The sequence below is a fragment of the Methylobacterium sp. UNCCL125 genome, from assembly GCF_900116795.1.
Taxonomy (GTDB): Bacteria; Pseudomonadota; Alphaproteobacteria; order Rhizobiales; family Beijerinckiaceae; genus Methylobacterium; species Methylobacterium fujisawaense.
The window spans coordinates 18615-42765 of the sequence record NZ_FPBW01000039.1 but is presented as its reverse complement, the minus strand read 5'-3'; the positions used below and the strand labels follow the sequence as shown (position 1 = coordinate 42765).

17 protein-coding genes are annotated in these 24151 nt (G+C 65.5%); 4 read left to right on the top strand and 13 right to left on the bottom strand.

Features of this window, described 5'->3' with window-relative positions; translation table 11 throughout:
* Positions 1-458: 458 nt before the first annotated feature.
* Together BM396_RS28180 and BM396_RS28175 are read right to left on the bottom strand one after the other, a co-directional pair.
* Entirely contained in the window at positions 459-1067 is a 609-nt protein-coding gene (locus BM396_RS28180; protein WP_238247143.1) for a c-type cytochrome, read from the bottom strand.
* 66 nt (positions 1068-1133) lie between these two features.
* A complete protein-coding gene (locus tag BM396_RS28175) occupies positions 1134-2222 on the bottom strand; it encodes a PQQ-dependent sugar dehydrogenase (protein WP_238247141.1) in 1089 nt (362 codons plus the stop codon).
* A gap of 609 nt (positions 2223-2831) precedes the next feature.
* Here BM396_RS28175 and BM396_RS28170 point away from each other — a divergent pair.
* Entirely contained in the window at positions 2832-3314 is a 483-nt protein-coding gene (locus BM396_RS28170; RefSeq protein WP_078947056.1) for a Ros/MucR family transcriptional regulator, read from the top strand.
* 624 nt (positions 3315-3938) lie between these two features.
* On the opposite strand, the gene BM396_RS28165 is transcribed toward BM396_RS28170, so the two are convergent.
* Positions 3939-4780, bottom strand: a protein-coding gene (locus BM396_RS28165) for an IS5 family transposase (protein ID WP_091995207.1) whose coding sequence is annotated in 2 segments (ribosomal slippage) — positions 3939-4390 and positions 4390-4780 — 843 coding nt in all. Because the reading frame shifts where the segments join, the coding sequence is not laid out codon by codon here.
* A 594-nt stretch (positions 4781-5374) separates the two neighbouring features.
* On the opposite strand from BM396_RS28165, the gene BM396_RS28160 reads away from it, so the two are divergent.
* A complete protein-coding gene (locus tag BM396_RS28160) occupies positions 5375-6043 on the top strand; it encodes a transglutaminase-like cysteine peptidase (RefSeq protein WP_053608458.1) in 669 nt (222 codons plus the stop codon).
* 1068 nt (positions 6044-7111) lie between these two features.
* On the opposite strand, the gene BM396_RS33545 is transcribed toward BM396_RS28160, so the two are convergent.
* From BM396_RS33545 to BM396_RS28125, 4 genes are all read right to left on the bottom strand, one after another.
* The gene (locus BM396_RS33545) at positions 7112-8104 is read right to left on the bottom strand and encodes a hypothetical protein (protein ID WP_210254069.1); all 993 of its coding nucleotides are present in this window, start codon (positions 8102-8104) and stop codon (positions 7112-7114) included.
* A complete protein-coding gene (locus tag BM396_RS28135; protein WP_238247139.1) occupies positions 8101-9720 on the bottom strand; it encodes an efflux transporter outer membrane subunit in 1620 nt (539 codons plus the stop codon). The genes BM396_RS33545 and BM396_RS28135 overlap by 4 nt, the downstream gene beginning before the upstream one ends.
* Positions 9721-9801: 81 nt before the next feature.
* A complete protein-coding gene (locus tag BM396_RS28130) occupies positions 9802-12975 on the bottom strand; it encodes an efflux RND transporter permease subunit (protein ID WP_053608460.1) in 3174 nt (1057 codons plus the stop codon).
* Positions 12976-13027: 52 nt separating this feature from the next.
* Positions 13028-14092: an efflux RND transporter periplasmic adaptor subunit gene (locus BM396_RS28125; protein WP_244538983.1), complete on the bottom strand. Its 1065-nt coding sequence runs from the start codon at positions 14090-14092 to the stop codon at positions 13028-13030.
* Between the two features lie 885 nt (positions 14093-14977).
* Between BM396_RS28125 and BM396_RS28120 the strand changes: the two genes are divergently transcribed.
* A complete protein-coding gene (locus BM396_RS28120; RefSeq protein ID WP_043388487.1) occupies positions 14978-16003 on the top strand; it encodes a sensor histidine kinase in 1026 nt (341 codons plus the stop codon).
* Positions 16000-16584: a response regulator transcription factor gene (locus BM396_RS28115; RefSeq protein WP_053608462.1), complete on the top strand. Its 585-nt coding sequence runs from the start codon at positions 16000-16002 to the stop codon at positions 16582-16584. The genes BM396_RS28120 and BM396_RS28115 overlap by 4 nt, the downstream gene beginning before the upstream one ends.
* Positions 16585-16694: 110 nt before the next feature.
* Here BM396_RS28115 and BM396_RS28110 read toward each other — a convergent pair whose 3' ends face one another.
* From BM396_RS28110 to hisE, 6 genes are all read right to left on the bottom strand, one after another.
* Entirely contained in the window at positions 16695-18830 is a 2136-nt protein-coding gene (locus BM396_RS28110) for a carbohydrate porin (RefSeq protein ID WP_051976342.1), read from the bottom strand.
* A gap of 98 nt (positions 18831-18928) precedes the next feature.
* Positions 18929-19267 (bottom strand): hypothetical protein, encoded by a 339-nt coding sequence (locus BM396_RS28105; protein WP_053622405.1) that lies wholly within the window; start codon positions 19265-19267, stop codon positions 18929-18931.
* A gap of 92 nt (positions 19268-19359) precedes the next feature.
* Entirely contained in the window at positions 19360-19809 is a 450-nt protein-coding gene (locus BM396_RS28100; protein WP_081948878.1) for an SLOG family protein, read from the bottom strand.
* Between the two features lie 13 nt (positions 19810-19822).
* Entirely contained in the window at positions 19823-21595 is a 1773-nt protein-coding gene (locus tag BM396_RS28095) for a Na/Pi cotransporter family protein (protein ID WP_043388296.1), read from the bottom strand.
* Positions 21596-21853: 258 nt separating this feature from the next.
* Entirely contained in the window at positions 21854-23530 is a 1677-nt protein-coding gene (locus BM396_RS28085) for an NRAMP family divalent metal transporter (protein WP_043388287.1), read from the bottom strand.
* A gap of 22 nt (positions 23531-23552) precedes the next feature.
* Positions 23553-24038, bottom strand: coding sequence for a phosphoribosyl-ATP diphosphatase (gene hisE, locus BM396_RS28080; RefSeq protein WP_051976331.1), 486 nt, complete (start codon positions 24036-24038; stop codon positions 23553-23555).
* Between the last annotated feature and the right edge of the window lie 113 nt (positions 24039-24151).

The window sequence follows — 24151 nt, the reverse complement described above, 5'->3', positions numbered from 1 at the left end:
CGACCCCCAGCCGCCGTTCGTGCCGCGCAGCTTCCACCCGCGGCCTTGGCCGCGTAGGCTTCAGATCGGTGTCTCACAATCCGCGGGCGGTACAGTGAGGAGGTATCCGCTTGATTCTATTCAGGATGGGATGCTGCAGAACTACTCGACGAGGCCGCGCCAGCCGAGGAATTCGCGGACGTCCTCGAGGTGATCAGGCTTCATGAGGAGAGGGCCGTTGAAGCGTATACCCTGAAGACATGCGATGCGGGCAAGACCATCTTTGCGACTTCGACGCCGTGGTCCCGAGACTGTGAACATCAGGCGATCACACAAGCTACGCAAACGATCCGTAGCAACGCAAAACTGATCGTTTTATCGACAAAATAAATCCATAGATAATCCTATCATTCTAACTCGTTGATATGCTCTTAGACATGAGGCTTATCAGAGCTCAACTTGACCGCCCGCGACCCCGTTCAAGGTTTTGGAACCTGCCCCGCCGTACTCTGCTCCGAGCGGTATTGGGCGAGGTAGCGTGCAAGCACTGGAATGTGCTCATCTTTGATGTCTCGTGAGACCTCGTTCATCGCCGGCTCGTAGCCAGGGCGTGCGTTGCTCTTGTAGCCCTCAAGCGCGGCCGTCAGATAGTCCTCGCGCTGCCCAGCGACCCTTGGGATCTGTCCCTGCCCCGCGAGGTCGGCACCGTGGCACGAGCCGCAGCGATAGCGCGCGATGAGTGCGCGCGCCTCTTCGGCCGCTTTAGCTTCGATCGGAGCAGAAGTTTCCGGCGCGGGCAATTTGGAGATTGCCTCGGCGAGCGACTGTAGATCATCATCCGACAGGTTTGCCGCCATATCGTTCATCGGCGGAGCAATTCGCTGCTTCTCGCGGAACATCAGCAGCTGCGCGACTACGTAGTCGCTCTTCTGGGCGCCGAGCGACGGCACGTGCTCCGCTTGGGACGTGCCGTTTTCGCCGTGGCAGCTGAGGCAGATACTCAACTGCTCCGTGGCCGGCTGCGCACACACCGGCACGCCGATGCTATCGAGCAAGATCAAGGCTGATAGACCAACAAGCAGGCGCACGGCGGGTCCGATGGCGGGCGAGGGTGATTAAGCCGGGGCGAGGAGGTCTCACCTCGGCCAAGTCACTTAGGGCTCTTTGTAGGTGATGCGCCAGATAGCGCCGTTCCAATCGTCGGATACCAGTAGCGATCCGTCCGGCATTGGCTGCACATCGACGGGCCGGCCCACGTAGGCATTGTTCTGGAGAAAGCCTGTCAGGAACGGCTCGTACGATGCGATAGTGCCGTCGTCCTTGAGCTTGACGACCACGACATCTCCGCCGAGCTTCTTCGTACGATCCCACGAGCCATGACGGGCCAGGAAGATCGCATTCTTGTAGCTGCTCGGGAACATATCGCCCGTGTAAAACCGCATCCCCAGCGTCGCCACGTGCGGGCCCATCAAGCCGGCTGGCTTGGCAAACTCGTCGCACGAGTGACCCCATCCAAATTCAGGGTCGGTGAAGTTGCCCTGATGGCAATAGGGATAGCCGAAGTTGGGCGCCGTCGTCGTTCCCGCCTTGACCACGTGCAGCGTGTCGTTCGGCAGATCCTCCGACATCCAGTCGCGGCCGTTGTTGCTGAAGTAGAAGTCTTTGGTAACAGGGTTCCAATCAAATCCAACTGAGTTGCGCACGCCGGTCGCGACCAGTTCCACGTTCTTGCCGTCCAGGTCCATGCGCCGGATCTGCGCGTGGCGCGATGACGGCATGACGATGTTGCCGGGCGCGCCGACCGGGACGTAGAGCTTGTTGTCGGGGCCGATGGCGATGAACTTCCAGCCATGCGGCTCGTCCGTTGGCAGATCTTCGTAGACCAGCACGGGTTTGGGCGGGCTGTCGAGGTTCGCCTCGATGTTGTCATATCGCCAGATCTTGGACAGCTCCGCGACGTAGAGCGCGCCGTCGTGGAACGCGAGGCCGTTCGGCCGATGCAGACCGCTGGCGATCACCTTGACCACGTTGCCGTTCGGGCCTGGCACGACGGCGTACACCTTGTCGCGCACGCGCGAGCCGACGAACAGCGTTCCCTTGTCGCCCAGGCGCATGGATCGGGCGTCCGGCAGCCCGCTGGCGAACACCTCGACCTTGAATCCCTCGGGTACGTGCAGCATCGCCGTTGGCAGCTTGTCGGCACGGGTGGGCAGAACTGGGCCAGATACCGGAGCCAGCTTCATCGCATCTGGATTATCCGGCTGCCCGATCAGAGGGTCGCCCGGCGGCAGCTGTTGGCCGCGCTGAGTGACAGTCGACGGCTGAGACGGTGGGGTGGTTTGCGCCAGCGCCGTTCCAGCCCACAAAATTGCCCCAGCTGCGATAGTAGCTGGCAGTCGGCGTCTTTCGCCTAGCATGTCATCCTCCCTGACACTCATCGCGCCCACTAACATGTGCTGAACGAGACTGATGTCTAGCTGCAACGATGCCTCAGGCCGCGGCAGTGACCAGACGGTGACGGGCTGTGTCCCGAAGCCGGTTTGATAGTTTATCTACGATTGCGCTTGATCTGACTGAGCAGACCTCGGGCGTTCGAAGCGCAGTGTCTAGCGGAAAACTGAATACGATGAAATTATTGCCCAGCCTAATGTTTATCGTTGATATGGCTCACCTTCATGAATTTAACAGAGTCCGGTGAGATAGATGATTGTGAGCGAGATGTTGCGGCAAATATCTAATTTGATTATGCAGATGGTCGGAGGTAAGTTTCAAATCTGTATTATGAGATTTCTACTTGAATTCGGAGGAAGATTGCGTCATTTGTGCACTTGATCTCCAAAAAGGATTACTTCATGAACGAGAAAGCGGTCACACTGCGGAATGATCATATTCGGCAGACAGTCAAGGTCGTTGCAGCATACATCTCGAACAACAGCCTGCCGGCGGCTGAGCTGCCAAGCTTGATCTTCGGGATCTACTCCGCTCTGTCCGGCCTCCGCCAGGGTGGCGCATCAGAAGCTCCGATGGTCGAGAAACCAACCCCAGCTCAGATCCACAAATCGATTACGCACGACGCGCTAATCTCCTTCATCGACGGCAAGCCGTACAAGACACTGAAGCGGCATCTCACCGGCAATGGTATGACCGTCGCGCAATACCGCGAGCGCTACGGTCTGCCCCGCGACTATCCCACAGTAGCAATTAGCTATTCTCAGCAACGCTCGACTCTCGCCAAGAGTTTCGGTCTCGGCAGTCAGCGCCGAGAGACCACGGCTAAGGCAACAATTACGGTCGGCGCTGAAGCTCCTAAGAAGCGCGGCCGGAAGACCACTTGAAGCCGTCTGCCGTGGCTCCGCCGGCAACCGCTGTAACGGGTTAAGGCCATACTAGATACAAAACTCGGACGGCCCTGTGCATCCGCGCAGGACCGTCGATCCATCGCTGAACTGAATCGTGCCGAGTTCAGCTACACTTTGCGAAAACTAATTTAGAATGCGAAAATCCTCGATGACGCTACCTGACGTAACACACCGCCTCACCGGCGGACCGATCGCGCAGTTCAGGGCGCAGCCGGTGTTCTCCTCGCAGAACCACGTCAGCAACCCGCTCTTCAGGCATGCGCCGCCGCACTGGTGATAGGTACCGTAGGTGGGCCTGATATAGACCGGTTCGATCGATTTCCGCAGCTGCCCCGAGTTGTACTGCGCAGCGCATGACTCAGTGTGAAAAGCAATCCCTGATATCAAAAATAACAGAGTTAGCCCTCGATAATACATGGATCCGATACCGCGCATGATTTTTCAGCACGATTTATTCATTGTCCTCATCAGAATCGAGTAAATAATATTTCATGCAAAAATATGTAAGGCCTGTAGCTGACGGCGTGAACCGCCCTTATGCATCAACGAGACTGAACGCAGGCTGCCAACCTGTGTCCGCCTCTGAGAGTCTGTCCGGCATCATGATGTTTTCTGACAGAGCTTTCGGGTCATGAGGCGGATGGAGGCCAAGAGGACGAACGCTCGTGCTTTCCGGCTTTTGCATTCCCAATCCTTTGCGAGACGGCGGCAGCGGTTGAGCCAGCCGATCGTTCGCTCGACGATCCAACGCTTGGGCAGCACAGCGAAGCCTTTGGCCTGATCGGAGCGCCTGACGATCTCGACCGTGAGGGTGCGGCAGACCTTGCGAAGGCCATCTTGGAAGGCCGGTCCCTGGTAGCCGCCGTCGGCGAAGAGCTTGAGCAGGAACGGGTAGAGGCCAAACAGCGTGGCCATCACCAGCACGCCGCCATCCCGATCCTGAATGTCGGCGGGATGGACGAGCGCGTGCATCAGCAGGCCCTGCGTGTCGACGAGGATGTGGCGCTTCTTGCCCCTGATCTTCTTGCCCGCATCGTAGCCGGGCGGGTCGATCGAGCGCCCCCCTTTTCCGCGCCCTTCACGCTCTGGCTGTCGATGATGGCCACCGTCGGGCTGGCCTCCCGATCCATCCGTTCCCGGCAGGCGACGTAGAGCGTGTGATGGATCCGCTCCAGCGTGCCGTCATAGTCCCAGAGGTCAAAGTAATCGTGAACCGTCGAGCGCGCCGCCAGATCCTTTGGGATCGCCCGCCATTGGCAGCCGGTGCTCAGCACGTACATCAGGCCGTTCACCACCGCCCGCATGTCGACACTGCGCTTGCCGCCGCCACGCTTGGCTGGAGGGATCAGGGGCTCAATCAGCGCCCACTCGTCATCCGTCAGATCGCTCGGATACCGAAGCTCGCTTCGATCGTAGCGGGCCCGGTTCTCGGTCGTCCACATCAGCAGCCTCCACACAGGCCGCCTTGAATCACAAACCCCTTACATCACTCAATATGTCGCCGGACAGACACTGAGTGATCGATGCCCAGCTCCGTCAGCGTTCGTGCGCAGCCGACCATGAAAGCTGCCTGGCCGAATGCGACCAGTCGGAGCTGGACGAACGTCACACTCTGACCTCGACCTTATCGACACGTTGAAGCGCGACGCATTTCGTCTTCATCCTCTTGCACTCACGTCGGCTTGGGCTGCCGAGCCTGGGCGTTCGCCGATCGGGCCTCGCCTCACACGGCGCTTCCATCGTGTCGGACGCACCGTAGATCCTCGAAACGAGCTGGGAATGCGCAAGCGTTTGGGATGTCAGACTTTCGACACGCCCGGACTCAAGCTCTACCTTGTCCCTGCAATAAAATCCAAGCTGTTTCTCATAGTCCCCGGGAAAGGCTATGCATACTGTCAGATCTGACAGGACGATTAGCGCCGACCGATATTATCCGCGCTACGCACAGGGTTAATTTTTCGTTGAGCGCTGGATTGCCGCCGGCGCGTCGGCGTGAGAACTTCCGTTAACGAAAGCTTAACGGTTGGGTCTCGGCGATGCGGTTTGCGGCTTTCACGAGGCGGAATGCGGTCTCGGTCCACGCCGCGCGTCGCCTCAGGCCTGCCCTCGCGGCAGCCTTCTCCATCGGCCTCGGGATCGGCGCCGTGCAGGCTCAAACCCTCGCGTCGCTGCCGAGCGCCCCGAGCGTGGCGCAGCCTCTGGGAACGGCCCGACCGATCGCGGCATGGGTGACGTTCTGCGAGAACTATCCGGCCGAATGCGTACTCGACCGCACGGAGCCTGCCCGCATCACCCTCACGCCCGCGACCTGGTCGACCATCGTTTCGATCAACCGCCGGGTGAATAAGGCGGTGCAGCCGATGACCGACATGGACCACTGGCACGTAGCCGATCAATGGAACCTGGCCGAGGACGGCTTCGGCGACTGCGAGGACTATCAGCTCCTGAAGCGCCATCTGCTCGCCGAGGCGGGTCTGCCGCGCCGGGCGATGCGGATGACCGTGGTCGTGGACGCCAACGGCGAGGGTCACGCCGTACTCACCCTGCTGACCGATCGCGGCGACCTCGTCCTGGACAACAAGACCAACGACATCTTACCCTGGCACCGGACCGGCTATGTCTTCGTCAAGCGCGAGAGCCAGGACGCCATCGCCTGGGTGTCGCTGGGCGGGGTCACCTCGCCCGTCACCACGGCGAACCGTTGAGAGGGGATAGTCGCTCGACCGGGCACAGCCTCGGCGAGGATGAGGCGACCGTCGGCTCGATGCCGTTCGTGCCCGTGCTGCGATGATTACCCCTCATATCATGCGCAGGGAACTCCGATGCGGCTAATTTCGGTGATGGTCCTCCCGCTCGTCATGTTTCTGACAGACGTGTCTGCCGAGGCACGTGTGCGCGGCGTCAAGGCTCACCATGATCACAGGGCTTCACGCGCAAGTGACATGGACCTCACGCTCAGACGCAGGGCCGCCGCCGATCGTGCGCGAGGTTGGATGGACTGGGAGGTGCACAGGCCGCTGTCCAGCTACCTCCCGCCTGTGACCAAGCAGCGGGTATCCGCTCCGCCGTTCACAGGTTGGGGTTATGGCGAGACGATCCCCGGTGCGTGGCCCGGCTTCTGATCGTACGATCCTGCACCGTGCGCAGCGTTTGCCGCGATCGTGCGCCCCATCGTGTCGTCGCACGCCTCGCTTTCGGCATCGGCATGCTGGCGGTGGCCGTCACGGCGCTGACAAAGGCTTCGATGAGATATGGGATGCGGCTACCGACATCGTGAGAATCCCCGATCTCGGAACAGCGCCATCCCCGGTCCGGTTGGCTCGATTGCAGCGCGTCTCGAACGCGCCGTCCACGCCATGACCGGAGGCAAAATGAGAGTCGATATCCGCACGCCGCTGATCGCGGCCTTGATGGTCATCGGCATGGTAGCCGGTGTAGCCGCCGCGGGTGGCGGAGCCGGCGGTGGCGCGGGCGGAGCTGGGGCGGGCGGCAGTGCCGGCGGCTCTGCTTCTGGAACCGGTGGTACGGGCTCCAGCGGCGTCAGTGGCACGGGCGCCGTCAACGGGGCGACATCACCGGGTACCTCAAGCACGAGTTCTGGGCTGCCTGCGGGCAGCACCGGCAACTCCAACATCTCGCAGGGGGGCAAGTCGGTCACGCCCGGTACCGGTTCGACATCTGGTACAGGTCGGTAAAGCGCCGGCGTCGCGCGACGTCCGAAGCCGTTCGAACCCCACACCGGACCGGAGGCGGCGAGCGCGATGGGTTTGCCGTCAGCGCCAGTCGTAGGGATTGAGCGGCTCGAGGACCCGACGCAACGCCTGCAGCGGGGCCGGCTGCTGTTGGTGCTCCGCTTCGCGGGCGAGGGCCCGTAGGAAGGCCTGGGGACCCTGCTCGAGGTCGCGACCGATGCCGTCGAACCGGTCGGCCGGCTCGACGTGCGGCGGATCGCGAGTCACGAGATAATCGATGTTGCAGATCGGCGCCGTCGATCGGTCGCCGAGGCGGTAGCAGATGTGAACCCGGGTATACGGCTCACCGAGCCGGTGCTCGGCGTGCACCCGCTCGACCGCGAAGGCTCCGTTGCTCGCGCGCTCGGCGTAGCGCAGGGTCTGAGCCACCGTCGTCAGCGCTTCCGTGCGCCGGCTCAGCACCAGTTCGACCGCACCTCGCGCGGAGGATAGGCGAGGTTCATCGTGGACGAACGATGATCGCGCGGCGGCGTCGATGCTCGCGCGCGGATCGGTTAGCGGACAGGCAGCGGGCACGACGCTGATCACGACCGAGCTTGGGCACTGGCCTCGGCAGCCCGAAGCCGCATCGATCTGATCTCGACCGCAGGCGTCGGCGTAGCAGGACCGCGCGAGAGTCTCGCAGGTCGCCAGGAACCGACCGACGGGCTCTGAGACGATCAGGTCGGCGGCCGACGCGGTCTTGAGGCCGGCCATTCCAACGAGAAGGCCGAGTGCCGTCGCGCAGACCATTCTCGCAACCCTCGCGGCTCGCCGATGATCGTCGGCGGAGGTGGGCGTAAAGTCCCGGCAGGCGAGACCGACCTGATCCAGCGCTTCAGAGAGCCTGCCGGACTGGTCGTACAGTAGTCCCTCGCCATCATGGGAGGGACCGATCCGATCGATGCGAGGTCGTCGATGCCGCATGTGCTCTGTGCCCTTGTATTCACTGGATCGGGTCGTTCCGAGAACAGCGGACGGGTTCGACGAACCAACACTGCCATCGCCTCGGGTTACGGAGAGATGCTGGATCACAGGAACTTCAGCGGATCCTTCTCCGGGGGCGGCGGCGCCACGTCGGCGCGGTTCCACCAGCCGCCGCCCAGCGCCACGAACAGCGCCGCGGTGTCGGCGTACTGGGTCGCGCGAGCACCCGCCGCGGTGACCAGCGCCGACAGGTAACCCTGCTGGGCGATCAGCACTTGCGTCGAGGTCACCGAGCCGGCCGTGAACTGCTTGCGGACCAGCTCCAGGCTCTGGTTCGTCGCATTGACCGCTGCGTCGGCGGCGGCCACCGCCCTGGCGTCGGCCTGCAGCGCTCGCAGCGCGTCGGCGACGTTCTGGAAGGCGGTGATCACCGTGGCGCGGTACTGCGCCTGCGCCTGGGTCAAGCCTTCCTCGGCGGCCCGCTGGCGTCGGAACAGGGTGCCGGCATCGAAGATCGGTGCCGTCGCCTGGCCGACGATCGTGAAGAACGAGGCGGCCGGGTTGGTAATCTGGGTTATTTGCGTCGCGCTCGATCCGCCCGTGGCCGTCAGCGTGAACTGGGGCAGGCGGTTGGCGACCGCGACGCCGACGCTGGCGCTCGCCTGCTGCACCATGGCTTCCGCCGCCTTGACGTCGGGGCGCTGCTGCACGAGCCGCGAGGGCAGGCTCACCGGAAGCCGGGTCGGCAGCCTCAATGCCGAGAGACGGAAGGTCTCCGGGACCTCGTCGGAGGGCAGACGCCCGGCGAGTGCGGTGAGCAGGTTGCGCTGCTGCGCGAGCGCCTTCTCCAGCGGTGGCAGCAGCTGCTGCGACAGGGCGAGCGCCGCCTGCTGCTGCACCACGTCGGCCCCGGCGATCTGCCCGAGCGACAGCTGCTTGTTGTACAGCTGCAGCACCTCGATCTGCGCCTGGATCACTTTCTGCGTCGCATCGATCTGCGCGCGCAGGGATGCCTCCTGGATGGCGGCGGCGACGACGTTGGCGGTCAGACTTAGATAGGCCGCCTCCAGCTGAAAGCGCTGGTTCTCGGTGGCGGCCTCCAGCGACTCGATCTGCCGCCGGTTCCCGCCGAACACGTCTGGATTGTACGAGACCACCGCCTGCGGGGTAAACAGGCTGTAGAGGTACTGGGTCTGGTTCTGCAGCGGCGATTGCAGGTCGAGGCCCGGGGCCTGGATGCCTTCGGCCTGAGGCGTCGCGGTCAGGCTCGGATAGAGCGTGCCCTTCTGGGCGAGCGCGTTCTGCTGCGCTACCCGCAGGGAGGCCTGCGCGGCCTCCAGCGTCGGGTTGTTGGCCAGCGCCTGCTCGACGAGGCGGTTGAGTGCCTTGGAATGGAACAGCGTCCACCACTGGCCGGGGATGTCGGCGCCCGAGGCGAAGCTCTGGTCGGCCGAGCCGCCTTGCCGGGTGCGAATCTTGTCGGCGGCCGACGGGTTCTTCAGCGGCTCCCTGGTGTAGCGGCTGACCGGCGGATCCTCCGGCGGCATGAAGTTCGGCCCCACCGCGCAGGCGGCGACGCTCCAAGCCAGCAGTATGACGCCGCCATACCGAGAGAGACGACCGAGGGCCATCGTCAGCGGGATTACCCATCCTTCCGACACGCGGACGAACATCCCGTCCCGCACCGGATATCGCGCGGCATGATGATCGAGATCGGGACGCATCGAGGCACTTCTGCAGGCGTGGTCCGTCGAGCGACGGCAAGCATCTGAGCTTGACCGTTCTCTATGGCGATTGCGGGACGTTTAAGGGGCGGACACGGCCTGTACTTTGGGTCGAACCTGCGTGCTCCTGGCCGGTCGCCGCCGCGAGAACAGCGAGATCAGGATCGGCATAACGACCAGGATCAGGGCCGGCGCCAGGAGGATGCCGCCAACCACAACCAGCGCCAGCGGCTTCTGGACCTGCGAGCCGATGCCGGTCGACAAGGCGGCCGGCAGCAGGCCGACGCAGGCCGCGACGCAGGTCATCATCACCGGGCGCATCCGCACCGTCGCGGCCTGGAACACCGCGTTGCGGCGCTGCCAGCCGTCTTCGACGAGCTGGTTGTAGTAGGCGAGCAGGATCACGCCCTCCATGGTCGAGATGCCGAACAGCGCGATGAAGCCGATCGCCGCCGAGACCGAGAACGGCGTCCCCGTCAGCACGAGGGCGAAGATGCCGCCGATCATCGCCATCGGGATCACCGACAGCGTCAGCAGCATGTCGGTGGCCGATGAGAAGTTGATGTAAAGGAGCAGGGCGATCAGCGCGAGCGTGATCGGGACGACGACCTTCAGTCGGGCGATCGCGTCCTGCAGGTTCCCGAACTCGCCGACCCATTCGAGGTGAGAGCCCGGCGGCAACTGGACCTGCTGGGCGACCCGGTTCTGCGCCTCGATCACGGCGCCGCCGAGGTCGCGTCCCCGCACCGAGAACTTGACCGGGATGTAGCGCTGCTGACCCTCGCGATAGATGAACGAGGCGCCCGAGACGAGCTCGACCGTGGCGATCTCAGAAAGCGGCACGGGAATCACGCCGCCGCTCGGATTCTGGGCGCCCACCGTGATGTTGCGGATCGTGGCGAGGTCGCGGCGGTACGCCGAGGCCAGGCGCACGCGCATCGCGAAGTGCCGATCCGAGCCATACTCGTACACGTCACCCGCGGTCTGACCGCCGATCGCGGCCTGAACCGTGGTGTTCACATCCCCGGGCGCCAGCCCGTACCGGGCCGCCTTCTCGCGATCGACGGTGATGCGGACCGTCGGCTGACCCAGTGAGGTGAAGATCGCCAAGTCGGTGATGCCCTTCACCTCGGCCAGGGCCGCCTTGATCTGCTCGGCCGCCTGCGAGATCGCGCTGAGATCGTTGCCGTACACCTTGACGGAGTTCTCGCCCTTCACGCCGGAAGCCGCTTCCTCGACATTGTCCTGGATGTACTGGGAGAAGTTGAACTCGACGCCGGGGAAGTGCTCCTCCAGCGTCTTTGACATATCCTCGACGAGCCGCTCCTTGGTCAGCCCCGATGGCCAAGTCTCCTCGTCGGTCAGCGGTGCGAAGATCTCGACGTTGAAGAAGCCGGTCGCGTCCGTGCCGTCGTCGGGCCGGCCATGCTGCGTGATCGTGGTCTCCACCTCCGGATACGCCTTGAGCACGGCGCGTATCCGGTTGACGTAGGTGTTCGCGGCCTCGAGCGAGATCGAGGGTGGCATCGTCCCGCGGATCCAGAGATTGCCCTCCTCGAGCTTGGGCAGGAACTCCAGGCCGAGCGAGCGGACCATCGTGCCGGCGACGAGCAGGACGACGAGCATGGCGCCGAGCGTCAGGATCTTGTTGCCCAAGGCGAAGCGCAGGAAGCGCGTGTGCCCGAAGTGCAGGAGGCGCACGATGAGCGTGTCGCGCTCCTCCATCTCGTTCGGCAGGATCAGGGCCGACAGGGCCGGCGAGACCGTGAAGGTCGCGAGCAGGCCGCCGATCAGCGCGTACGCGTAGGTCTTGGCCATCGGCCCGAAGATGTGCCCTTCAACGCCGCTCAGCGTGAACAGTGGCAGGAAGCCGACGATGATGATCGTCGCCGAGAAGAAAATCGCCCGGTTCACCTCGGACGCGGCGAAACTGATGGTGCCGAGCTTGCCCGTCAGGGCCGACCCCTCATCGCCAGCGTCATCGGCGTGCGTGATCGGACCGCCGGGATGCTCCGACAAGTGTCGGAAGACGTTCTCGACCATGATCACGGTCGCATCGACGATCAGGCCGAAGTCGATGGCACCGAGCGACAGCAGGTTGGCCGACTCGCCGCGGATCACCAAGATCGCCACCGCGAAGGCGAGGGCGAACGGGATCGTCGCCGCCACGATGATGGCGCTTCGCAGCGAGCCCAGGAACAGCCACTGAACCACGAACACGAGCGCCACGCCGAAGACGAGGTTGTGCATCACCGTGTGCGTGGTTTTGCCGATCAGCCCCGACCGGTCGTAGAGCGGCACGATGCGCACGTCGGGCGGGAGAATGCCGCTCGCGTTGATCTTCTCGATCTCGGCTTCCACGCGCTGGATCGTCGGCAGGCTCGGGCTGCCGCGGCGCAGCAGCACGATGCCGAGCACGATGTCGTCCTGATCGTCGTGGCCGACGATGCCGAGCCGGGGTGCGTTCGAGACCCGCACCTCGGCGACGTCGCGCACGAGCACGGGCGTTCCGTTCACCTGCGTGAGCATGGTGTTGCGGATGTCGTCCGGATCGCGGATCAAACCGATGCCGCGCACCACGGCCGCTTGCTCGCCGATGTTCAGCGTCTGACCGCCGACGTTGATGCTGGAGTTGTTCAGGGACGTGACGAGTTGCACCAAGGTCAGGCCCTGCCCTTGAAGCCGGGCGAGGTCGACGGCGATCTCATATTCCTTGGTCTTGCCGCCGAAGCCGGTGACGTCGATGACCCCGGGGATCGCCTTGAACCGCCGCTGCAGGATCCAGTCCTGGAGCGTCTTGAGGTCGGTGGGCGAGAACCCCTTCGGTCCGACCAGCTGATAGCGCATGATCTCGCCGATCGGGCTCACCGGCGAGATTGAGGGCTGGGCGCCGTTCGGCAGGGGGCTGAGCTGCGACAAGCGGTTGAGGACCCGCTGCTCGGCCTCCTCATAGGTGAAATTGTAGTTGAACTGGACCTTCACGTCGGAGAGGCCAAACAGCGAGATCGTCCGCACGACGGTGGCATTCGGGATGCCGGCGAGCTGCACCTCCAGCGGGATGGTGATGTAGCGCTCGATCTCCTCGGCCGATTGGCCGGGGTTCTGGGTAATCACGTCCACGAGCGGCGGCACGGGGTCGGGATAAGCCTCGATGTTCAGTTGGGCATAGCTGGCCGCGCCGACTACCAGCGTCGCGAGAAACAGCAGGAGGACGAGGACGCGCTGGCGCAGGACGAAGGTGATGACGCCGGTCATGACAACTTCCCGCGGTCGGTTGCGGTGCAAGCCGAAGCTCGTCGATCGGTGATCATGAAGCCTTCTCTCCGCTCGCGGCCCGATCGATGAAGAGGGCGCCGCGCGAGACGATCCGTTCGCCGGTCTGCAAGCCCTCGGTGACCTGCAGAAGATCACCGTCACGCAGCCCGAGCTTGATCTCGCGGGCCTCGACCGCGCCGTCCGGGCGCAGCACCCAGACATGCGCGCGGTCCCCCTCCTGAACGACCGCGCTCTCTGGGACCGCCGGGCCGCTCACGGCGTCGCCGGTGATGATCGCGAACCGCGCGAACATCTCAGGCTTGAGTTCTTGATCGGGGTTCTCGACCTCGCACCGGACCGCGAGCCGGCGCGTCGCCGGATCGAGGCTCGCGGCCATGTAGGTGACACGCGCGCGGAAGGTGCGGTCGCCGAAGCCGTTGACGGTCGCCACGGCCGGCTGACCGAGCCGGATGCGGGGGATGTCGCTCTCGCGCACGTTGGCGATCAGCCACACGGTCGCGAGATCGCCGATGGTGAAGACCGGATCGCTGCCGGTGCCGAGGTACTGGCCGAGGCCGACCTTGCGCTGCACGACTGTCCCGGCGATCGGCGCTCGGATCACCGTCTCCGGACTCATGCTGCTGTTCTTCTGGAACGCGGCGATCTCCGCGTCGGTCTTGCCCAGGATCCGCAGGCGGTTCTTGACCGCCTCCAGGGCCGCCTCCGCGGTCTGTTTGTCGCTCTGGGCCGAGATGACGTCGTTCTCGGCGCTCTGATAATCCTTGAGCGCGGCGGCTTTGGCCTGGAATAGCACCTGCTGGCGCGCGGCGATGATCTGGTTGAGCTTGAGCTGCTCCTGGGCTTTGTTGAGGGCGTTGATCGCGCTCTGGAAATCGTTCTGCGCCTGGACCATGTCGGTCACCTCGACGGTGAACAGGGGCTGGCCCGCCCTCACGTCGTCACCTGCCTTGGCGGTGATCTTGGTGACACGCCCAGCATAGGGAGAGTAGACCGGCACGTTGTCGTCATCGTTGAGCGCGATGCGCCCTTCGGCCAGTCCTTGCGGTCGGAACTCGGTCGCCTGAACGCTCGTGATCCCGAACGACGCGAGCTGCATCGGCGTCGGCCGAAAGCTGCGCTCGACCGCGATTGTCGTCGCCGGTTCGGAAGCATCGGCTCTGTCCGCGCGGCGGCCGGACAGGCCGGTGACGAGTGCTGCCGTCCTGCCAGCGACGTCGCGTGCGGCGTCGGGCCAGATGGCAACCGCCGCGACGGTGCCGATCAGAAGCATAGACGCGGCGGCGATCTTCAGCGTCGGCGAGCCGAATGGCCTCAGCGGTGTCCCGGCTTCAGCATCGAGAAGATCAGGCCGGAGCTGATTACGCACATCCATGCCGCGACCTTTCTAAACGACTGCCGCGCATACTTTTGCAGCTCGATGCATACAGAACTAAACATTGCGAACAGGAAGCATCAGCGTGTATCGCGCTGGCTTGTCGCGGGCACCGACGCCCGAGCGGCCGGCTCACACAGGCGCAGCTTCGCGGTAGAGCGTTGCTCCTCCTTCGGCAACTGTCAGTTCTGACAGGCGCACACCCTCGGAAGTTGAGCTTAGCAACCTAGTGTTAGGGTTTTTATATCGGACCGTGGCAAGTGTATGATGATTTTTACAAGCGGTGGGCGGCGTGCGCGGGTCGTCTAACTGTCAGGTTTGACAGGTTGCAGGTCGGCGCGATCCTCGCTCTACTACCCTAAGTTCCGGCGAGAATGTCGCAGCTCAGGTTCTGTGAAAGATTGGTAGCGGCGATCCGTCCCGAGCTTTCAATCGGTGTTGGGTTACGTCGGTAAGGAGGGTAAAGCGTTGGCGAGCGCGCACCATACGGGAACCCGAGCGTTACCCAAGCGCGCCGCTAGCCCTGTCGGTCTCATGCGCGCGCGCCCTCTGCTCATCGAGCCGAGTCGCGCGGCGCGACGAGCGCTCTTCCAAATTACCACGTTGCCGATGCTTAGTCTCAAGCCGAGGCTCGCCCTCGCGCTCCTCCTCGTGGTCGGCGTGTTCACGGCTGATCTCTTCGAGCCCGCCGACAACGTCTCGATCTGCTTCGCCTACACGCTGCCGATCCTCCTCGGCGTCTACATGGGTCCCGGCAGCACGTTCCGTCTCGCCGCCCTCGCCACCGCCGCCTCGTTGGTCGGCTCGTTCATTCGACCGCCGGAGGGCGGGATCGTCCTCAGCTTCGTCGTCAACCGCGTGATCGCGGTCGCCGCGCAGTGGCTCGTCGCCTTCCTGGTCGAGCAACGACGGCGCAACCACGCCCTGGTCGACGCACGTCTGACCGAAGAACGGCTGGTGGCCGAGACCGGACGGCGGTTCGTGCAGATCCTGACTCACGAGATCGCGACGGCGCTGACTGCGATCGACGGTCAAGGCTATCGCCTCGGCAAGCTGGCGCAGACGATCGAGCCGATGGACATCATCGCTCGCAGCGAGAAGATCCGACACGCCGCGACGCGCCTCAAGGGTCTGGTCGAGCGCGTCCGCCTCGCTGCCGAAGTCGGCCGTGGAGAGATCTTGCTGAACCGCGAGGCGATCGAGGCAGTCCCTTTCCTCGAGGCGCTCGTGGCCGAATATGAGGCCGCGCATGTTCACATCGCCGTGTGCGTGGCCGAGCCAACCCTGCACGGCGACCGCGTCCTGATCCATCAGGCGGTGTCGAACCTCGTTTCGAACGCGATCAAGTACTCGCCGCAGCCTTGCGCGATCAGCATCCACGCCGGCCGCTCGGCCCTACTCGACGGAAGCGAGATCACGGTGGCCGACCACGGCGTCGGGATCGCCCTGGAGGAACTCGATCGGGTCTTCGAGCCTTACTATCGCGCCGCCAACAGCGGCGGTGTTCCTGGCCTCGGCATCGGCCTGCATCTCGTGCGCCATTTCGTCGAGGCGCATGGCGGCCAGGTTCGCATCGAGAGCCAGGTCGACCGGGGCACGACGGTACACCTGCATCTGCCCGGAGCGAAGCCGTGACGCGGCGCATCCTGTGCATCGAGGACGATCCCGACATCGCCGAACTCACCAACGAGGTGCTCGCAGAGGCGGGCTTCCGTGTCGATCTTGCGATCACCGGCATGCAAGGTTTGGCGCGGTTGGGCGAGGCGCACGACGCGATCCTCTGCGACATCGACCTTCCGGGCCTGAGCGGGCTCGAACTGCTGCGCGCATTGCGCAAGACCGGCTCGCGGACCCCGTTCGTGCTGCTGACGGCTTTCGCCGGCCGGGAGAACCAGATCGAGGCGCGCCAGCTGGGCTGCGACGACTTCGTCGCCAAGCCCATCGACTTCGAGCTGCTGCTGGCCGTCCTGCACAACGTCCTGCAGCGGACAGCGCCGGCCGTGGGGGACACCGAGCGCCCGACGCTGACCGAACGCGAACGGGAGGTCCTCGCCCGGGTGGTGGAAGGCAAATCCTCTGTCGCCATCGCCGCCCTCCTCGGTATCAGCGAGCGGACGGTGAACTTCCACGTAGACCGCGTGATGCGCAAGCTGAACGTGACGACGCGCACGCAGGCCGCGATTACTTGCGTACGCCTCGGGCTGATGTCTGCCTGAACGCGCGGATCCCACGGATCGGTTAGATCGAGATATACATGATAGAAATAATGATTCAGAGTATGTGAGGCATATACATCTGGACTGGTTGTGAATTTCAAAAATAGAAACTAAAAATCGATGTGTAGACGACTACTGAAAAAATTGGCTGGGCCGCGATCCTTATTGTAACCAGGATTGTCGATGAACTGATAGTCGAACGACACTGTCACCGTGTTTGTCAAACCCAGCGCATAGTAGGTCTCGATGCCGCGCTCTGGCCCGTAACGCAACTGCCCGTCACCGATCACGAGGCCGAGGCCGCCTGCGGCAAAGTAGTCCCGATGCGCGCGCGACAGGCCGTTGATCATCGCGCCGATGCCAATCGTGTCGCTCGGTCGCTCCCACAGGGAGCCCTTGAACGAGAACCCACCGGAGGCGCTCCGATCGACATCGGTGAAGGAGAGGTTCTCATTGCGGCCATCGGCGGCGCTGACCCGGGCGAACAGGCCGATCTCCGGCGTGAGCGCCTGTTCGAGATTGATGTAGGCGCCCCGTTTGTTGCGGGTTCTCCGGCTGAGGTTCACGGCCGTGTTGACGTCGGGGATGTCGATCGAGTCCGCGAGCGCGACCACCTGCCGGTAGTTGGCGGTACGTCCCTCGTGCGAGAACGCGCCGATCCTCAGCCTTCCCGGCTGGTCGAGGATCGGGAGCACGTGGCGTTCCTCGAACTCGACCACGGCCCCGCCCCGGCGCGGGAAGCGCGGATCGAGCGGATCCGTACTCGGGAGCTTGGGGACCTGGGTATAGGCTGCGCGCAGCGCGAACTCGCGACGGTTGTACTCGACCACGATGCCCTGGGTGTAGCCGGGCAGGTTGGCCGGGAAATCGTAGGCCGCCGACTCCCAGAGCGACCAGTTCATGAAGTCGACGCGCGGATCGTGGGCATAAATGTTGCCGTCGAAGAAGTCGCCCAGCGCGAATTTGCCCGCCGCGACGGTGATCCGCTCGATATCCCGTGTGATCGCGACTTGGTTCGGCCCGTCCGGCACGGTCTCGGTCTCGCCGCCGAGCCCGAAGGTCTGACGCACGAAGTAGCGCTGCGAGCGCAGCTTCGGAGAGGACGAGCCGGCCTTCTGCGCCTCGCCGTTGGGAAAGCCGGCCACGCCGAGCGTGCGGCTCAGACCGAAGCCTTGGTCGAACTCAGGATTGTAATACAGCTCGGTGTTGTCGGTCAGCTTGAACCCGAGGAAGGCGGTGGCGGTGAGCGTGCCGCGCGCCTGATGCGGCACGAGGCTGTTGTCGCCGCGGTAAGGCGAATGGAAGCCCGTCACCCCCTGGTCGATGAACGTCGTCTGGCCGTGCAGCGAGAAGCGGCCGGTGTCGCCGTTGTCCGGATCGTGGGGGGCGAGCTCGTCGGGTTCGGGGGGCAGGCGCAGTCCTCCGGGAACCCAGAGGAGCCGCGCCATCACTTGGTTTGAGGTGAACGAGGCCTGGGTCGAGAACGCCCCGCCGTCCGGACCCGCAACGCTGCCGAGACCGAAGCGAGCGCTCCTGCCGTAATCGGCATAGCGATAGTCGATGCCCAGGGCGAGGTTCTCAGCGATTGCGAACTGCACGCCGGCCCCGAGTGTGAAGCCGAGATAGGAGTGGTCACGCCTTGCGATCCCGGCGAAGCCGGTATCCAGGTCGGGAAACGTGGAGCGGAAGCGTGTCTCGGCGCCCGCGAGGCCGAAGGTGGCGTAGACGAGGTTGCGTTCGAACGCGTAGCCGATACGGGCGCGGGCAGCGCCGAACAGATCTGCCTGAGCGCGGATGAGACTGAAGGAGGCGTCGCCGTTCTCGAAGCCGAACCCCGGCACGGTCGACGACACGGGCCGCTTCAGGTTTGCGCCGTAGAGGTCCGCCTCCAGGCCGTAGACGTACGGACCGGTCTGCCAGTTGTAGCCGCTGACGACACCGCCCAGCACCGTCGTGGCATTGCGTCCCTGATCGCTGCGGCCAGTGCTATCCCCGCTTCGAAACGCCGGCACGGAGCGACGCTCGACCGAGCCCGCGTCGAAGTTGAAGCTGCCGTAGGCGTCTCCGGCGCTGCCCTCGACGCCCAGATATCCGCCGGACCAGTCTGCGACGGTCGGGCGATCCGACGATGAACCTCTCCATTCGGCGGCCCGCGCTTGGTCCAAGCATAGGATCGCGACGGCGCCACCCAGAAGCGATAAAAGCTTCTCGATCGGCGATAAGATCTGAATTTGCAGATATCTCATGGCATAGCCTCAATTTTTACTGTATGAATTTCATCTTTTTGTGCATCTACGATAAAACGAATGTTTGATGAGATCTCGGATCCATTCGGGAGCTTGGATCACGCGATATGTTCATGACGGAGCATGGCAAAACCCACGTCGCCCAGACCGGCAACGGCGAGGCGGATCAGCAGAGCCGTCCCGAAACGGCGTGAGCGCATGATCCGCGGCAGGATCGAGAGGACGTGCAGTGCGTGTTCGAGGATATGCACCAGCACCGGAAGCTCGGCTGGCCCCGCGGTCGAGCCTCGCTCCGTCCCCGGCCCTGCGCGGGGTGGCCGCGCGAGCGGCCGGTGGTCGAGCGCGACCTGCAAGCCCATTCGGCTCAGCTGATGCGCGACCTGCGTCCCGATCAGGGCGCCGCGCCGCCCGATCAGGCCGGCGCGGTAGGCCCGCATCGTCAGCCCGAACGCCGATCGACCGAGGCCTGAGAGCAGCCTCGCGAGGTTGGGATGCCGAACCACGATGATCTCCCTGTGTCGGTCGATGTTCAGATGTGCAGCACGATAGCGCGCTGGCTTCGAAGCCCGTTCGAGCGATCTCGACCCGGCGGCCCGTCCGCACGGTCGAGGATCGTCTGGGCCGGCACGTCGCGCTCGGGCACCTCGTAGACGGCGAGCCGTGCCCGAAGGGCGCATCGCACGAGATCCAGCGTGTGCGGGCCGCCGGGGAAGGCCGCCACTAGATCGGGTCGGGCGTCCTTCAGCATGAATCGGTTGCGCACCGCCTCCGCCGTCTTACCGTAGCGAACCCAGTTCGGCGGGTAGCGCACCACGTGCACACCGGCCCGCCGCGCCCAGTCCTCGGCCGCCGCGCAGACGCCGCCCAGACCGCCGTGGATCAGGACCATGACTCGGCAGCGGCGGTGCAGCTTCGCCAACTCGAAGCTCACGAGATCCCGGTATTCCAGATGACCGCTGCCCCCAATGACAAGCCGCATGGTCGTCTCCCGCTCAAGCTGCCGGCCGGAGGCTCGACGCCTCCTGAACCGGATCCTCGCCGTCGCCGCCCGGACCGCCGGCCGAGATGGTCTCGTCCTCGCCGCCGAGCACCGCCTCGTGCCGCCGTTCGAGCAGGGGCGCGCACAGCGCGGCGACGTGCGAGTGCACCCGGCGCAGATCGCGCAGCGTCCGCAGGAACAGCGCATTCGCCTCCGCCATCGCGGCCGGATCGGCGTCGTGCGGCGCATCGCGCAGGCGCGCGACGTGCCGGTCGATGGCCGCGCGCTCCAGCGCGCGCAGGAGACCCTTGCGCCGGGCCACCGACCGCGCGGCGTCGAGGTCGTCGCGTAGGAACGCAGCGAGCGCGAGCTGCAGGCTGGTGAGCGCCTCGGCGTGGAGCCGTTCGATGTCGGCGAGTTCCTCGACGGAGAACGGCTCGCCGGTCCGTTTCAGCCGCCGGCTGGCGAACGCGACCAGGTTATGGGCTATGATGTCACCGACGTGCTCGAGGTTGAGCACGAAGGTCAGGATCTCCTGGGCTCGCGCCTGCGCATCCGCCGAGACGGTGCCGACCTCCTCGCCGCCGAGGTCGGCCAGGTAACGCCGGATCGCGAGCCCGATCCGGTCGATGGCCGCGTCCCGCCGCCCGGCTGCACCGGCCAAGGTCCGATCTCCGGTGCGGAACGCCTGAAGGGCATCGCGCAGGGCTGCGCCGGCCAGATCCGCCATGTGCAGGGCTTCAAGGGCGGCGTTGGCGAGGGCCAGGCTCGGGGTCGCCAGGGCGGTGAGGTCGAGGTGGTGCGGGAGTTCCGCGATCGGCGCGTCTTGCCGTGCGCTCTCAGGCATGATCGGCGCGGGCAAGAGACGCGTGGTGAGGCGGCCAAGCGCGGCCGTCCAGGGTAGGACGAGGATGGCGAGCGCGAGGTTGAGCGCGAGGTGGAACGCCATGGCTCCGCGCGCGGGGTCAGCGACGCCGAACTCGGCGAGACCTGCGGTGATCGGGTCGAGGAGCGGCAGCGCGGCGGCGCAGCCGGCCGCTCGCACGAGCAGGTTGCCCAGGGGAAGCCGGCGCGCTGCCGGCGCACCGGCTGCTTCAAGATAGGGCGGCAGTGCCGCGCCGAGGTTGGCGCCGAGCACGAGGGCGAGGGCACCCTCAAGGGTGATCACGCCTGCACCCCCGAGCGAGACGATGAACAGGATCGCCGCCACGCTGGAATGAGCCGCCCAGGCGAGCATCGCCGCCGCCAGGACGGCCAGGACCGGCTCGGCCGCAAGCGCCCCCACGAGGCTGCGTAGGATCGGCGTGGCCTCGACGGCGGTGAGGCACTGTCCGAGCAACGCGAGCGCCGTCAGCATCAAGCCGAGGCCGATCAGTGCCCGGCCGAGATTGCGCGGTTTGGACCGATCCGCGCGCGCGCGGAACAACAGGAACCCGAACAGGATCAGGATGGGGGCGGCCGCGGCCACGTCGAAGGACAGCACCTGCACGATCAACGCCGTACCGACGTTGGCGCCGAGCATGAGGGCGAGGCCGGCCGAGAGGTCGAGGGTGCCGCTCGCGGCGAAGGCGGTCGCCATGAGCGCGGTGGCGGTGCTGCTCTGGAGCACCGCCGTGACGAGCAGACCCGCGAAACAGGCGCGTGCTCGGCCCTTGAGCCCGCGCCCGATCAGGTCGCGCAGCTCCGGCCCGAAGCCGCGGGCGAGGCCGGTCGTGACCATGTGCGTGCCCCACAGGAGCAGCGCGACGGCGCCCGCAATGTGCAAGAGGGTGAGCGTGCCGGTCATGGCGCCCGTCCGCATCGGCTCGAGGCCGCAGTGAAGTCGCCCAGGGCGTCACTCAGGATCCGGTCCGCGAGGGCAGCCGAACCCTGCGAGTCGGCCGTCAGCAGATCCGGCCGGCGATCGCGCAGGCACGCGAGGATCGCCGCGCGCCGCCACACAGCCGGGTCGTGCAGGCCGAGGTGGAGCGCGGCCAGGTCCGACCTGAGCCACCGGAGCAGGCCGGCTCGGACGGCGGCCGGGATGAAGCGCCGCCGCACCGGTCTAGCCCTCGCCGCCGAGGGCGAGGCCGACGATGCGCATCAGGACGAGGCCGCCAGCGACGACGAGGTAGGCGCGCAGCACCACCATCCACACGCGCGCCGGCAGCGACAGCTTGGCGAGCGGGAGCTGATCCAGCGGCGGCATCCGCCAGCGCTCGCGCGGCAAGGTTGCCCGGTCGCCGGCCGCGGGATCGACGGCCAACCCGTCGGCGCACGTGCGCCGACGCAGGAGCGCGAGCGCGCCCGCGGTGACCAGCGCGACGAGGCTGCCGCCGACGAGCACGCCGACGATGACGGTCTCGTTCGTGGCGTCCGGGAACAGGACGGACGCGGTCAGGATCAGCGAGAGCATCACAAGCACGGAGATCACCGCGCCGGTGAACAGGTTCATCGCGCGCCCGTTCACCCACGGCCCGAGCACGGCCCTGTCGTTGCACAGCAGGAGCAGGAACACGCTGGCGCTGGGCAGGAGCACGCCGGCCAGCGTCTGCACGGCGTTGGTGAGCAGGCCGAGCGGCGTGCCGGGCGTCAGCACCAACCCTGCGGCCAGTGCAATCAGTCCGGAGTAGACCAGGAAGAAGCCCTTGGCCTCGCCGGGTTTGCGATGCAGCGAGTGCCGCAGGGCGAGGACGTCGCCGATGGCGTAGGCGGTAGCCAGCGACACGGCGGCCGCACCGATGATGCTGGCGTCGATGAGCGCGAGCGCGAACAGCACCGCCGGCACCGGGCCGACATACCGCTCCAGCCCGGCTGCGACCCCGCCCGCGTCACCGAAATTGCCGAACTCGGGCCTTCCGGCGAAGGTCGCGGCGCAGAAGGCCATCATCGCTACCGCGCCGACGATGACGAGCACGATGCCGAGGCAGAGATCGACCTTCTCGTAGCGCATGAAGCGCGGCGTGATCCGCTTGTCGATGACGTAGCTCTGCTGGAAGAACAGCTGCCAGGGCGCCACCGTGGTGCCGACGATGGCGATGATCAGCAGCATCACCTCCGAGAGCTTGGCGCCCGCGGGGAGCCGCGGCACGAGGAAGTCCCGGGCGATCTGGCCTACCGGCGGGTGCACGATCAGCACCACGGGCACGAGCAGGAGGCTGCCGGCGACGAGCGCCAGCGCGAAGCGTTCGAAGCGGCGGAAGTCGCCGGTGCTCGCGGCCGCGATCACGAGGATTGCAGCTGCGAGCACGCCCCAGAGCTTTGGCACACCGAGATAATCGAGGCCGAGGCTGATGCCGATGAACTCGGTGACGAGCGTCAGGGCGTTGAGGAGGAACAGGTCGATGACGCTGAACGCGCCCCAGAACCCGCCGAACCGCTCTAGGATGAGGCGGGCGTGCCCGACGCCCGTGACCGCGCCGAGGCGCAGCACCATCTCCTGGTTTACGAACAGGACCGGGATCAGCAGCGCCAGCGTCCACAGCAGCGCCGTGCCGTAGTTCTGGCCGGCCTGGGTGTAGGTGCCGAAGGCGCCGGCATCGTTGTCGCCGACCATGACGATGAGCCCGGGACCGAGGATCGCCAGGAGCGTCTTGAGGCGCGCCCCCCAGCCGATCCGGGGTGCGTGATCGCCCTCGGCGATGGTGCCGAGCGCGCCGCGAATGTCGCCGCGATGGGCCTCGTCCAAGACGGCCGTGGCGGGAAGGCTGGACGCGTCGAGCGCCGAGGTGTGAGCGGTCATAGGTGTCGTCCGACGCCGAGGATCAGGTGAAATCGTCGGCGGCGCGAACGCCGCCCGCTTCAGAGCTGCCCTTGGGCAGCTTCTCGGCGATGCCGAAGCGCTCGGCACGCCGGTACATCTCGGCCCAGATCTCGTCCGGGGCGATGCCGCACTCGCGCCAGAGCACGACGAGGTGGTAGAGCAGATCGGCGCTCTCGCGCACGGTGGCGCGAGCGTGCTGGCGCGACGCCTCGAGTGCGACCTCGCCCGCCTCCTCGATCAGCTTCTGCGCCATGCGCTTGGCGCCGGCCGCGAGCAGTCGCGCCGTGCGCGGATTGGTCTGCGGGGAGACCAGATCGAGCGCGGCGTAGAGCCTGGCGATCTCATCGGGCCCTGTCGCGCGGACACCCTCGGGCGCGCCGGGACAGGACGGAGCAAGCCGGCCTCCCGGGTCGGCATCGTCATCCGCCGCCGCAAAGGACGGCACGCCGCGACGCGGCGGCAGGGGATCGCGGACGAGAGAAACCATGCATGATGACTCCGAGCTTGGGTCGCGTGCGACCGGCTGGGCTCGGGCAAGGCATTCCGGTGCGGTTCAGGCCGCTCGCGAGGAGAGGTTGTCGCGCCAGATGACGCCGTGCT

Bases quoted from the DNA above. Each gene is read 5' to 3' on its own strand.
- BM396_RS28130 (WP_053608460.1), bottom strand. From the start codon at position 12,975: ATGACCGGCGTCATCACCTTCGTCCTGCGCCAGCGCGTCCTCGTCCTC.
- hisE (WP_051976331.1), bottom strand. From the start codon at position 24,038: ATGGTTTCTCTCGTCCGCGATCCCCTGCCGCCGCGTCGCGGCGTGCCG.
- BM396_RS28100 (WP_081948878.1), bottom strand. From the start codon at position 19,809: ATGCGGCTTGTCATTGGGGGCAGCGGTCATCTGGAATACCGGGATCTC.
- BM396_RS28175 (WP_238247141.1), bottom strand. From the start codon at position 2,222: ATGAAGCTGGCTCCGGTATCTGGCCCAGTTCTGCCCACCCGTGCCGAC.
- BM396_RS28160 (WP_053608458.1), top strand. From the start codon at position 5,375: ATGCGGTTTGCGGCTTTCACGAGGCGGAATGCGGTCTCGGTCCACGCC.
- BM396_RS28120 (WP_043388487.1), top strand. From the start codon at position 14,978: ATGCTTAGTCTCAAGCCGAGGCTCGCCCTCGCGCTCCTCCTCGTGGTC.
- BM396_RS28110 (WP_051976342.1), bottom strand. From the start codon at position 18,830: ATGAGATATCTGCAAATTCAGATCTTATCGCCGATCGAGAAGCTTTTA.
- BM396_RS28135 (WP_238247139.1), bottom strand. From the start codon at position 9,720: ATGCGTCCCGATCTCGATCATCATGCCGCGCGATATCCGGTGCGGGAC.
- BM396_RS28095 (WP_043388296.1), bottom strand. From the start codon at position 21,595: ATGACCGGCACGCTCACCCTCTTGCACATTGCGGGCGCCGTCGCGCTG.
- BM396_RS28105 (WP_053622405.1), bottom strand. From the start codon at position 19,267: ATGCGGGCCTACCGCGCCGGCCTGATCGGGCGGCGCGGCGCCCTGATC.
- BM396_RS28125 (WP_244538983.1), bottom strand. From the start codon at position 14,092: ATGCAGCTCGCGTCGTTCGGGATCACGAGCGTTCAGGCGACCGAGTTC.
- BM396_RS28170 (WP_078947056.1), top strand. From the start codon at position 2,832: ATGAACGAGAAAGCGGTCACACTGCGGAATGATCATATTCGGCAGACA.
- BM396_RS28085 (WP_043388287.1), bottom strand. From the start codon at position 23,530: ATGACCGCTCACACCTCGGCGCTCGACGCGTCCAGCCTTCCCGCCACG.